Here is a 13,561-nt window from a genome sequence, read left to right as displayed (position 1 = left end):
CAACGTAGAGTGCATGACAGGTACACGGCCCGGTATTTCACTTTATCTAGGGATCTCAGCAGTGGGCGCCCCTCCGATCTTCGGCGCAGCACGGCAGCCGGAAACCCCGCTGCCGCCGGGCGGCAGCGGGATCCGCACGGACCTCGCCCGGGTCAGCAGGCCCAGGCCGGCACGTCCAGGATGGTGAGGACCGCCGAGGAGGAGACCCAGCCGGCCCCCGAGGTGGTCATCAGGATGTTGTCGCCCACGGCCAGCCGACCGGTCGTGATCATGTGGTTCAGCAGCACCGCCATGTCGCAGGCGCCGATGTGCCCGAACTCCTTCCCGAAGTCCCAGCTGGAGCGCGACATCGGGAGCCCGAGGGGTTGCATCTTCATCTGATCGATCATGGTCGCGTCGCTGTTGGCCACCACCACACAGGCGATGTCGGAGGCGTTGAGTTCGGCGTCGACCAGGGACCGCTGCACGATGTCGAGCTCGAACTCCATGATCATCTGCATGCACTTGTCCAGCGGGATCACGTTCGCGTTGAAGAACGTCAGCAGGTCCAGCATGGTGACCTGGCCCAACTCGTCGTCGCGGTAGGCCAGCTGGCTCTGCTCCCCGCGGTGCCACTGCTCCAGCGCGGGCAGCGTGCCGGAGTTGAGCGAGCGCAGCTGCGCGAAGCCGCTCTCGGCGCTGAACAGGACGGCTGCGGCGCCGTCGCTGGCGGTGAAGCCGGTGCCGAAGCCCTGCCAGCGGTCGATCTTCGGGGTGGTGAAGTTCTCCCCCGCGGTGACCAGCACCGACTCCGCCGCCGCGGCGCCTGTCATCTGTCCGACGACCACCTCGAAGGCGGCGAGCATACCGTTGGAGTGCTGACGCACGTCCGTGCTGGGAATCCCGCTGATGCCGAGTTCGCGCAGGACGTAGCCACCGGGGTAGGACCCGGCCGGGCCCTGCTGGGTGGCGCTGCAGTGGACGTGGAAGTCGATCGACCCGGTGTCCTGCTCGGACCGCTCGATCGCCTGGCGCGCGGCGTCGACCGCCATGTCGACCGCGGGCACGTCACCGGCGATGTAGGCAGCAGTCAGACCCGTCCCGTAGGCGATCGACATCTCGTCGTAGAGACCCTCGGCAACGGCCTTCTCGATGCTCACCCACTCGTCGGGGAGATGGACCCCGACGGTGTCGATGTAGATGCCGTCAGTCTTCATGCGTGCTCTCCTAGCGGTCTTGGCGGTCGGCGGTCTTTGGATCACGGGTGTTGGGACCACGGGTCTTCGGTGCGGGCGGGGTCAGTGCCGCAGGAGTTCTGCCTTGAGGTGCAGCGCCAGCCTCGTCGGGGTGTCCTGCTCGAACAGCAGCGCCGCCGGCAGGCGCAGGCCGGTGGCGTCCTTCAGCCGGTTGCGCAGGGCGAAGGTCGTCAACGAGTTGAGCCCGATCTCGCGGAACGCCCGGTCGGTCTCGACCTCCTCCGGCGACTCGTACTCCAGGACGGCCGCGACACTGACCCGCACGATCTCCACCAACAGGTCGTCGCGCTCGGTGTCGTCCAGACCGGCCAGCCGGCGTTTCAGCAGGGTGAGCACTCCTGACGGCCCGTCCGCCTGCCCCACCGTCCGCCTGCGCGGGGTCCGCACCAGGTCCCGGAGCAGGGCCGGGCGCTCCCGGTGGCTGCCTCCAGCGGTCAGGCCCGCGACGTCGAACCGCACGGGCGCCACTGCGGCCGCGTCGAGGCGGCAGGCGGCGTCGAACAGATCCAGTCCCTCCTCCAGGGAGAGCTCCGCCAGTCCCGGACCCGCCGGTGGCCGCGTGTTCTCGTCACCCCACGGGCCCCACCCGAGCGAGAGCGCATGCAGCCCGCGGGCCCGGCGGTGCTGCGCGTACGCGTCCAGGAAGGCGTTCGTCGCGGCGTGGCCGCCCTGGCCCGCAGCGCCCAGGGCGCCGACGAGGGAGGAGAACAGGACGAACGCCGAAAGCCCCGGCCCTGCCGTCAGCTCGTCCAGGTTGAGGACCGCGTCGACCGTGGGCCGCAGCACCGTGTCGATCTGCTCCGGTGTCAGCGAGGGGATGGTCGCGTCGGCCGGCCGGGGGGCGGCGTGCACGACGGCCGTCAGGGGGTGCTCCGGGGAGATCCCGGCCAGCAGCCCGGCCAGCGCGGTGCGGTCGGCGGGGTCGCAGTCGGCGACCGTGACCTGCGCGCCGAGAGCCGTCAGCTCCGCTGCGAGCACAGCCGCTCCGTCGTTCCGCTGATCCGGCGCGTCGGCCAGCAGCAGGCGTCGGACACCGTGCCGCTCGACCAGGTGCCGGACGACGGCGTCGCCGAGCGCGCCGGCGCTGCCGACGACCAGGACGGTGCCCTGGCCGTCCGGCGAGAAGACGGTCAATCCGTCCGGTCCACCACGGTCGTCCGACCCTGCCGTGGAGCTCGCGCGGGCCAGCCGGGGCACCTTGAGTACACCCTTGCGCAGGGCCAAGGCCGGTTCCCCGGTGGCCACCGCGGTGGTCAGCTTCCGCCAGGACCCGCGCTGGCTGTCCAGGTCGACCAGGACGAAGCGGTCCGGGCTCTCCACCTGGGCGGATCGGATGAGTCCCCACACCGGAGCGACGGCGAGGTCCGGCCCACCCGGGCCCGCTCCGACGGCCACTGCTCCGACGGCCACCGCGCCGCGGGTCAGGAAGACCAGTCGGGAGGCGGCGAAACGGTCGTCGGCGAGCCACTCCTGAGCGAGCGTCAGCGCCTGCCGGGTGACGGTGGCGCCATCGGGCACCGACGCCGACGCCGACGGTGTCGCGGTGAGCGAGACGAGCACGGCGTCCGGCACCGGCGTTCCGGCGTCCACGGCCGCACCCAGCGCCGTGAGGTCGGGATAGCCCTCGGTGTACTGGCCGGACTTCATCAGCGACGGCCTGGCGCCGAGAGCGTCCGGGCCGACCACGGCCCAGCGGACCGCGGACTGCGGCGTCTCGGCCGCCAGGTCCGGCCACTCGACCTGGAACAGTCCGGTGCGCTGGCCGGCCCGGGCGGTGCGGAGCTGTCCGGGGACCACCGGCCGCAGCGACAGGGTGTCGACGGAGGCGACCGGCGCGCCGGTGTCGTCGGCGAGCGCGACGGCGACGGTGTCCGGCCCGGTGCGGGTCAGTCGCACCCGCAGTACGGCGGCGGCCGACGCGTGCAACGCCACGCCCTGCCAGGAGAAGGGCAGCGGGGCCGGGCCCGCGATCTCCGCACCGAGCAGGAGGGGTTGCAGCGCCGCGTCCAGGAGCACGGGGTGCAGGCCGTAACGGGCCGCATCGGCCAACTCCTGCTCGGCCGGTTCGACATCGGCGAACAGCTCGTCACCGCGTCGCCAGGCCGAGCGCAGTCCCCGGAACGCGGGCCCGAGGCTGTGCCCGGCGGCCGACCGGTGTGCGTAGAACTCGGTCAGGTCCACCGCCTCGGCGTCGGCGGGCGGCCACAGCTCCAGATCGAACGACGGCGGCGGGCCGCCGGGGGCGAGTTCCCCGGTGGCGTGGCGGATCCAGGGGTCCTCGCGGAGCGCGCTGTCCGGCTTGGAGAACACCGCGAGCGAGCGTCGGCCGGACTCCTGCGGCTCCCCCACGGTCAGCCGGAGTCGCACGCCGTTCCGTTCGGGCAGCAGCAGCGGGGCCTCCAGGGTCAGCTCCGTCAGCAGCTCGCAGCCGACCTGGTCGCCGGCCTGGACCGCGAGTTCCACGAAGACCGCGGCGGGTAGCGGCACCATGCCCTCGACGACGTGGTCGGCGAGCCAGGGATGCGTCCGCAAGGACAGCTGACCGGTCAACAGAAGCGCTTCGGAGTCCGGCAGTTCCACCGCCGCCCCGAGCATCGGGTGCCGGAGCGAGCCCGGACCGGCCGACTCCGCGCTGTCGGAGCGCGGTTCGGGTTGCGGAAGCCAGTAGTGCTGCCGCTGGAAGGCGTAGGTGGGCAGGTCGACGCGGCGGGCCCCGGATCCCGCGAACACCGCAGGCCAGTCCGTGTCGATGCCATGGACGTAGAGCTCGGCGAGCGAAGCGACCAGCCGGTCCGCACCGTCCTGGTCCGGTCCGGCCGCGACAACCGCGACGACGTCCTTTCCGGCTTCGCGCGCGACCTTGAGGAGCTGTTCCGCGACGACCGGTTCGGCGTCCATCTCGACGAAGAGTCCATGCCCGCCGGCCAGCAGAGTCTCCATCGCGGCCTCGAACCCGGCCTGGTCGCCCCGGTCGGACCCGTCGGGGGCGGATGCCCAGTACCGGGCGCCCAGAGCGGCGGTGTCCGACCAGCCGCCCGTGACGGTCGAGCAGAACGGCACGTCACCGGAGACCGGCCGGATGCCCGCCAGTGCCGGCACACGCTCGTCCTCGGGCGTCCCTCCGGTGGCGACCACGAGCGCGCCGTCCTCCAGCGACAGTCCCCCGGCCACGCACGCCGCGGCGATCTCACCCTGCGAGCAGCCGAGCACCACGGCCGGCTCGATCCCGAGGGAGCGCCAGACCGCGGCGATCGACACCCCCAGCGCCCACCGCGCGCACCGCACCACGTCGTCCCGCACCACGTCGTCCCGCTCGAACCGGCCCCGCTCGGCCCGGTCGGTCAGCAGCTCCAGCAGCGACCAGGGAACGAAGCCCGACAGGGCCCGGTCGCAGGCGGCCATCGAGTCGGCGAAGGCCGGCGAGGACGCCAACAGACGGGCCGCGGTCTCCCACCATGCGGAGCGCTCACCGTCACCGCCGGCATCACCCGGGAAGACGAAGACCACGGGTCGGCCCGGCTCACCGGGCTTCGCGGTACCCCGGACCACTCCCGCGTCCGGGTCACCCAGCGCGAGTGCCCGCAGCGACCGCAGGGCGTCGTCCCGGCCGGGGGCGACGACGACGGCTCGGTACTCGAGCGCCGAGCGCGTCGTGGCCAGCGACAGGCCGAGGTCCGCCAGGCGCAGCCGCGGATCGGCCGCCAGGAACGTGCCCAGCTGCTCCGCCTGCGCCCGCAGCGCGTCGGCACTGGTCGCCGAGACGAACAGCGGCGTCACGGGCAGTTCGGCAAGGCCCGGAAGGCCCGGAAGGTCCGCGGAGGGGAGCTCCTCGACGTCGGCGTCGAGGGCCGCGTCCTCGTCGGCGGGCTGTTCGATGATCACATGCGCATTGGTGCCGCTGATGCCGAAGGACGACACGCCCGCTCGGCGCGGCCGTCCGTCACGGGGCCAGGCGACCGGCTCGCTGAGCAGCTCCACACTGCCCTGCGTCCAGTCCACGTAGCTGGACGGCGTCTCCGCATACAGGGTGCGCGGCAGTACCTCGTTGCGCATCGCCATGATCATCTTGATCACGCCCGCGGCGCCGGAGGCCGACTGGGTGTGTCCGATGTTCGACTTCAGCGAGCCCAGCCACAACGGCCGCCCCGGCTCCCGCCCCTGACCGTACGTCGCCAGCAGCGCCTGCGCCTCGATCGGGTCACCCATCGGTGTACCGGTGCCGTGCGCCTCCACCGCGTCGACGTCGGCGGACGACAGACCCGCCGAGGAGAGCACCTGCCGGATGAGCCGCTGCTGCGCCGGTCCGCTGGGCGCGGTCAGGCCGTTGGAGGCGCCGTCCTGGTTGATCCCGCTGCCGGCGACCACGGCCAGCACGGTATGGCCGTTGCGCCGGGCGTCCGAGAGCCGCTCCAGCAGCAGCACACCGACGCCCTCGCCCCAGTTGGTCCCGTCGGCGGCGTCGCCGAAGGACTTGCACCGCCCGTCCACCGCCAGCGACCGCTCCCGGCTGAACGTCACCCACGAGTCGGGCTTCGACATGACGGTGACCCCACCGGCCAGGGCGAGGTCGCACTCACCCGCGCGCAGTGCCTGCGCGCCCAGGTGCAGCGCCACCAGCGCCGAGGAGCAGGCGGTGTCGACCGCGACCGACGGCCCCTCCAGGCCGAAGGCGTAGGAGATCCGGCCCGCCGTGACGTTTCCGGAGGTCCCCATCTGCATGCCCGACGCGTAGTCGAGGAAGGTCACACCCGCGAACACGCCGGTCCGGCTCCCCTTCAGGGACGCCTGGGTGAGCCCGGCCCGCTCGAAGACCTCCCAGCTGGTCTCCAGCAGCAGCCGCTGCTGAGGGTCCATCATCAGCGCTTCGCGCGGCGAGATCCCGAAGAACTGGGCGTCGAAGCGACCGGCCTCGTAGAGGAAACCCGCCTCGCGCACATAGGTCGTGCCCTCGCGGTCCGGGTCCGGGTCGTAGAGGGCCTCGACGTCCCAGCCGCGGTCGGTCGGAAAGGGCCCGAGCGCGTCCCGGCCCGAGTCGACCAACTGCCACAGCTCCTCGGGGGAGTCCACTCCGCCGGGGAAGTGACAGCCCATGGAGACGATCACGATGGTGTCGTCGTCCCCCTTCGCCAGGGCCGGCGTCAGCCCTGCCCCCGACGCTGCTGTCCCCGACGCCGCGGTGCCGGGGGTCCGGTCCCCGCCCGAGGCGAGCGCGGCGAGTTCGGACATCAGGTGGAGCACGAGTGCCGAGGCCGAGGGGTAGTCGAAGACCAGGGTGGGCGGCAGCCGAAGACCGGTCTCGGAGTTGAGCCGGTTGCGCAGGTCGAGCGCGGTGAGCGAGTCGAAGCCCAGATCCTTGAACGGACGCTCCGACTCCACCAGCTCGATCGAGTCGTAGCCGAGCACGGTGGCCACCTGGGTACGCACCAGCTCCGAGACCGCGCGGTGCCGCTGCGCCTGCGGCAGCTCGGCCAGCCGCCGGGCCAGCTCCGGACCGGCCTGGTCGGACCCGGACTGCGCACTGCGACGGCCGGAGGTCCGGATCAACCCGCGCAGCAGTCCCGGAACCTCACCGGACGCGGCCCTGGCCCGCAGCGAGGCGGCGTCCAGGCGCATGGGCAGGAAGTGCGGGCCGTCCAGGGCTGTGGCGACGTCGAACAGCGCCAGCCCTTGGGCCGAGGGGATCGCGGCGGCGCCCTCCCGGCTCATCCGGGCGAATCCGTCCCGGCCCAGTTGCTCGGTCATCCCGCTGGACTTCTCCCAGAGGCCCCAGGAGAGCGAGGTCATCGGCAGTCCGTTCACCCGCCGGTGATGCGCGAGCGCGTCCATGAACGAGTTCGCCGCCGCGTAGTTGCCCTGGCCCAGGGTGCCCCAGAGACCGGCGACCGAGGAGAAGACCACGAACGTGGCCAGCCGCTCACCGGCCTCACGGGTCAGCTCGTGCAGGTTCACCGTGCCGGTCACCTTCGCCCGGAGCACGTCCTCCAGTGCCTCCGGGCTCAGCGAGGTGACCAGTCCGTCGTTGATCACGCCGGCGGTGTGGATCACGGCCGTCAGCGGGTACTCGGCCGGTATCGCGGCCAGCAGCTCGGCGAGCGCCTCCCGGTCGGCCACGTCGACGGACTCGACGGCGACCTCCGCCCCCAGCTCGGTCAGTTCCTCCCGCAGCCGCGTCGCGCCCGGAGCCTGCGGACCTCGGCGGCTGACCAGCAGCAGCCGCCGCACGCCTCGGGTGACCACCAGGTGACGGGCCAGCAGGCTGCCCAGCCCGCCGGTGCCACCGGTGATCAGCACGGTGCCCGCGGCGACATCGGAGCCGAACGCCGACGCCACCGGTTCGCCGTCCAGGGGCGGAATGTCCACGTCCGGGGCGTCCACGGGCGGGGCGTCCACGGGCCGGCGGGCCAGCCGAGGCGTCAGCAGCACTCCGCCGCGCACCGCCACCTGGGTCTCCCCGCACACCAGCGCGGCAGGCGGCAGCTGCGCGGGCGACTCCCGGTCGACCAGCACGATCCGGCCCGGGTGCTCCGACTGCGCCGAACGCACCAGGCCCCACAACGGCGCGTGCGGCAGATCCGGCACGTCCTCGTCCGGCCCGGCGGCCACCGCTCCGCAGGTCACCAGCGCCAGCCGGGTCGACGCCAACCGGTCGTCGGCCAGCCAGGACTGAAGCACCGTCAGCGCCCAGGCCGTCGCGCCCTCCGCGGCCCCGGCGATGTCGAAGCCCTGAACCCCGGACTCGGCATCGCCCTGAACCCCGGTCGCCGGATCGCACAGCAGCAGGATCAGACCCGGCACCGGGTCGCCCGCGTCGACCGCCGCGCGCAGAGCCTCCAGATCGGTGTACGTCCAGGCCGAAACCCCGGACTCGGCCAGCCCTGCGGCCAGTTCCGGGCCGCCGGGCCCCAGCAGGGCCCAGCCGCCGGCCCCGGACTCCCGCACCGCGGCGTCCTCGACCGCCGCCACGGGCTGCCAGTCCAGTACGAACAGCGTGTTCTGGTGCGCGGCCCCAGCGCCGGACGGTCCCTCGGCCGGTACCGGACGCAACGACAGCGACTCCACCGCAGCCACCGGACGGCCCGTGGCGTCCGCGACCGCGAGGGACACGGTGTCCGTGCCGACCCCGGACAGCCGCACCCGGGCGGCGGCCGAGCCGGAGGCGAACAGCGACACGCCGCTCCACGCGGACGGCAGCCGGACCTCGTCGAGGACGCCGTCCATGACGCCTGTCATCAGCGTGTGCAGAACCGCGTCCAGGAGCGCCGGGTGCAGACCGAAGGAGTCCGCCTCCCCCCGCTCCCGCCCGTCCAGCGACACCTCGGCGAAGACCTCCGTGCCGAGCCGCCACATAGCCCGCAGCCCCTGGAACGCGGGGCCGAAGTCGTAGCCGACCCCGGCCAGCAGCTCGTGGAGACCGTCCAGCGGGACCGGTTCGGCGCCTTCGGGCGGCCAGACGCCGAGGTCGAAGGCGGGGGGCCTGCTGCCGTGGGCCAGCACTCCGGAGGCGTGACGGGTCCAGCTGTGCTCCCACTCTTCGCCGTCCGGCCTGGAGTAGACCGAGACCGGGCGCCGCCCCGCCTCGTCCGGGGCCTCGACCAGGATCTGCAGCTGTGCGGCGCCCACCTCGGCCAGGACCAGCGGGGTCTCCACCGCCAGGGTCTCCAGCAGGTCGCACCCCACCTCGTCCCCGGCCCGGACCACCAGCTCCACGAAGGCGGAGTCGGGCAGCAGCAGTGAGCCGCCCACCCTGCGGTCGGTCAGCCAGGGCTGCGCCTGTACCGAGAGTCGCCCGGTGAGCAGCATCCCCCGCTCATCGGCGAGTTCGACCACTGCGCCCAGCAACGGGTGCCCGGCCGCGCCCAGTCCGGCCGCGGTGACCCCGGCGGCGGACATGACCGAAGCGGGCAGCCAGTGGCGGCGGCGCTGGAACGCGTACGTGGGCAGCTCGACCCTGCGGGCGCCGGACCCCTCGAAGAACGCCGGCCACCGCACCGCCGCACCGCGGGTGTGCAGGGCGGCCACCGCCGACGTCAGACTCCAGGCGTCGGCACGGTCCTTGCGCAGTGCCGGAACCAGCAGGTGCTCGACGACCTCGGCGCCGTCCCCGCCCTCAGCGGCCTCGTGGTTGACGACGTCGACGACACCGTCGGCGCCGTCCAGGCAGAGTTGGGCCATCGCGGTCAGCGTGCCGTCGGGTCCGAGTTCGAGGAAGCGGGTGGCACCGTTCTCCGCCAACCCACGGACGCCGTCAGCGAACCGCACGGCGTTGCGGACGTGCTGCACCCAGTACCGGGGGGACGTCAGCTCGCCGGGCTCGGCCAGCCGGCCGGTGACGGTGGAGACGACGGGCAGGCTCGGCTCCTGGTACTGCACACTCTCCGCCACCCGGCCGAACGCGAGCAGCATCGGTTCCATCAGCGGCGAGTGGAACGCGTGGCTGACCCGCAGCCGGGTCGCCTTCCGCCCCGACTCCCGGAAGTGCTCGGCGATCGCCTCGACTGCCGCCTCCGCGCCGGAGACCACGATCGCGTCCGGGCCGTTCACCGCCGCGATGCCGATCTCGTCCGCACGGCCCGCGATCAGCGGCAGCACCTCGTCCTCGGTCGCCCGCAGCGCGACCATCGCGCCGCCGACGGGCAGTGCCTGCATCAACTGCCCACGCGCCACCACCAGTCGGCACGCGTCCGCGAGCGACATCACCCCCGCCACATGGGCGGCGGCGATCTCCCCGACGGAGTGCCCCGCCAGCAGGTCCGGCCGGACGCCCCAGGACTCCACCAGCCGGAACAGCGCCACCTCCAGGGCGAACAACGCCGGCTGCGCGTAGCCGGTGGCGTTCAGCAGCTCAGCGTCGTCCCCGAACACCACGTCGTAGAGCGGCCGTTCCAACTCCGCGTCCACCTGTGCGCAGACCGCGTCGAACGCGGTCGCGAAGACGTCGAAGGACTCGTACAACTCCCGGCCCATACCGAGCCGTTGCGAGCCCTGACCGGCGAAGAGAAACGCCGTCCGGCCGCCGACCGCTGCTCCGGTCACCACGTTCGGCGCGAACTGGCCTGCAGCCAAGGCTTCCAGACCATTCATCAGCTCTGTGCGGTCACCGCCCAGCAGCACCGCCCGGTGCTCGAAGACGGATCGCGTCGTCACCAGCGAGTGGCCGATGTCGCGCGGGTCGGCGTCGGAGGTCGCGGCCAGGTGCGACCGCAGCCGTGCGGCCTGTTCCCGGACGGCGTCAGGGGTCCGGCCGGTGATCGACCACGGGATCACCGGCGACGACTCGGTCGCGGTCGGCGGGACGGCCTGCGTCGGCGCGTCCACCGAGGCGTCCGACGGGGCCTGTTCCAGGACGACGTGCGCGTTGGTCCCGGACACGCCGAAGGCGGAGACCCCGGCCCGGCGCGGCCGATCGACCTCCGGCCAGGGGGTGTTCTCCGTCAGCAGGCGCACCTCGCCCTGCGACCAGTCCACGTGCGTGGACGGCTCGGTCACGTGCAGGGTCGGCGGCAGTACGCCGTGCTGCAGCGCCAGCACCATCTTGATCACACCGGCCGCACCGGCCGCCGCCTGGGTGTGCCCGATGTTCGACTTCACCGAGCCGAGCCACAACGGCCGCTCCGGCTCCCGGTCCTGGCCGTAGGTCGCCAGCAGCGCCTGCGCCTCGATCGGGTCGCCCAGCGTGGTGCCGGTTCCGTGTGCCTCCACCGCGTCCACGTCCTGCGGCGTCAGCCCGGCTCCGGCCAGGGCGGCGGCGATCACCCGGCGCTGCGAGGGGCCGTTCGGGGCCGTCAGCCCGTTCGACGCGCCGTCCTGGTTGACCGCGCTGCCCGTCACCAGCGCGAGCACCGTGTGCCCGTTGCGCCGTGCGTCCGACAGCCGCTCGACGACGAGCACGCCGATGCCCTCACCCCACGCGGTGCCGTCCGCCGAGTCGGAGAAGGCCTTGCACCGGCCGTCCTCCGCGAGCCCCCGCTGCCGGCTGAACTCGACGAAGGCGCCGGGCGTCGACATCACCGTCACCCCGCCCGCGAGCGCGAGATCGCTCTCGCCGGCCTGCAGCGACCGCACCGCGAGGTGCAGCGCCACCAGCGCCGACGAGCAGGCCGTGTCCACCGTCAGCGCCGGACCCTCCAGCCCGAGCACATAGGACACCCGACCCGACAGGACGGACGCGGTGGCCGCCGTGGTCAGCTGCCCCTCGGCCTCCTCCGGCCGGTTCAGCAGCAGCGCCACGTAGTCCTGGCCGTTGGACCCCATGAACACCCCGGTACGGCTGCCGCGCAACGTCCCCGGCTCGATCCCGCCCCGCTCCAGCGCCTCCCACGACGTCTCCAGCAGCAGGCGCTGCTGCGGGTCCATCGCCATCGCCTCACGCGGCGAGATCCCGAAGAAGGAGGCGTCGAACAGCGGCGCGTCATGGACGAATCCGCCGTGCCGCGCGTACGTCGTCCCCGCGCTTCCCGCGGGGTCGTAGAGCGCGTCCAGGTCCCATCCGCGATCGGTCGGGAGCTCGGTGACCGCGTCCACTCCCTCGGACACCAACCGCCACAGGTCCTCGGGCGACGCCACGCCGCCCGGGAAGCGGCAGCCGATACCCACGATGGCGATGGGCTCCTGCTGCTGGGTCTCCGCCTCGTGCAGGCGCTTGCGGGTCTGCCGGAGATCCGCGGTCACCAGCTTGAGGTAGTCCCGCAGCTTCTCTTCGTTGCTCGCCATCGTCTACCGCTTCCTGGGAGGAATCCCTACGTGCGCTCGGGCGCCACCACCGGGTTCGCCGGCCCTGCGTGATCACCGGCCGCACCGGTCACCGGCGACGGCGGGCGATCATCGTCAAGCCGTCCTTGGGCTGGACGGTGATGTGGGTGAGGATGGGCACCGGGTCGTCGTTGACCGCGTCGAACTCCCAGTGCCGGCCGATGGTGGCGAGCGTCATGACCGCTTCCATCCGCGCGAAGGCGTTGCCGATGCACTGCCGGGGCCCGGACCCGAAGGGGAGGTAGGCCATCCGCGGCCGGCCGGGTTCCAGCGCCTGGCCGCTGAGCGGGTCGCCGTCGTCGGCGGCGATCCAGCGCTGCGGGGCGAAGCGGTCGGGCTCCGGCCACCACGTCGGGTCGTGGTGCACGACCCAGGGGCTCATCATCACGAACCGGTCCTTCGGGATGACGTAGCCGTTGGCGTCGTAGTCCTCCAGGGAGCGCCTGACGGTGTTCCACACCGGCGGATACATACGCATCACCTCGGAGAAGATGGCGTCGGTGTAGGGGAGGTTGGGCAGGTCGGCGGCCTCGGGAAGGCGGTCCCCGAGCACCTCGTCCAGTTCGGCGTGGAGCCGCGCCTTGGCCTCGGGGTTCTTCGCGAGCAGGTGGTAGGCCCAGGTGAGCCCTGCCGACGAGGTCTCATGACCGGCCATCAGCAGGGTGACCGCTTCGTCGTGCAGCAGTTGGTCGTTCATCGGTTCGCCGGTGTCGGCGTCCCGTACGTTGATCAGCACCGAGAGCAGGTCGTCGCCGTCACCGGGCCCCGCCCGCCGCTCGTCGATCATCTGCTGGATGATGCCGTTGAGGTACTTGTGGCCCTTCCAGAAGCGGCGGTTGGCACGCAGCGGCAGGCGCATGATGAACCGGCCGAACGGGACGACCTGCTCCCAGCGCATCGGGCCGCCCCGGCGGGGGAAGGCGAGGCGGATGGTCGTCGCCACGTGGCTGTCGAGCGAGACGTCGAAGACGGTCTTCGCCACCATCCCGAGCGACAGTTCGTACATCGCCTCCTGGATGTTGAGCTCGTGTCCGTCCTTCAGCTCGGCGGCACCCGCCTCCGCGAGCTGGGCGAAGGCGTCCCCGTACCCGGCGATCCGCTGGCGGTGGAAGACCGGTTGGATGAGCCGGCGCTGCTTGCGGTGCAGTTCCCCGCCGCTGGTGGCCAGGCCGTCGCCGAGGCCGACGCTGAACGGTGCGATCCTCTTGCCACGGCCGCCGGGCAGCACATTCTTGTCGAACTTGCGGCCGGTGCTGACGTAGATGTCCTGGATCACGTTCGGGTCGCTGACCAGGTAGCCGCGGGACAAGCCGTAGGGGAAGCTCGCGATGGGCCCGTACTGCTCACGGAGTCCGGTGAAGAACCTCGGGGCATCGGCCAGCAGGGCGCGCAGCTCTTTCGGACCCAGCCCCGGCGGGCCCGGTATCGGCTCACCCGTGGGAGCGACGGGTTCGGCAGCGGTACTGACATCAACCACAGATGTCTCCTGAAAATCGAAGGTTCGAAGGGACGTCGGGAGTCCGGTGCACCGCGCACCAAAGGGAAGCTGGGGGTCGACCTGTCAGGTCAGATTCGGA

The 13,561-nt window shown here is 72.5% G+C and carries 3 protein-coding genes; all 3 read right to left on the bottom strand.

What is annotated here, in order from left to right:
* Window positions 1-152: 152 nt before the first annotated feature.
* Window positions 153-1,196 carry a ketoacyl-ACP synthase III family protein gene (locus ABH941_RS03880; protein WP_370127122.1) on the bottom strand — a complete coding sequence of 348 codons (1,044 nt, stop codon included), beginning with the start codon at window positions 1,194-1,196 and terminating at the stop codon, window positions 153-155.
* A gap of 81 nt (window positions 1,197-1,277) precedes the next feature.
* A complete protein-coding gene (locus ABH941_RS03875; RefSeq protein ID WP_370127121.1) occupies window positions 1,278-11,945 on the bottom strand; it encodes a type I polyketide synthase in 10,668 nt (3,555 codons plus the stop codon).
* Between the two features lie 88 nt (window positions 11,946-12,033).
* Window positions 12,034-13,461, bottom strand: a complete 1,428-nt coding sequence (locus tag ABH941_RS03870) for a cytochrome P450 (protein ID WP_370127120.1) — start codon at window positions 13,459-13,461, stop codon at window positions 12,034-12,036.
* Window positions 13,462-13,561: the final 100 nt, after the last annotated feature.

The sequence above is a fragment of the Streptacidiphilus sp. EB103A genome (assembly GCF_041261405.1).
In the GTDB taxonomy this organism is placed as follows: domain Bacteria; phylum Actinomycetota; class Actinomycetes; order Streptomycetales; family Streptomycetaceae; genus Streptacidiphilus.
The sequence above is the reverse complement of the archived record's forward strand: the minus strand, read 5'-3'. Positions and strand labels throughout refer to the sequence as shown.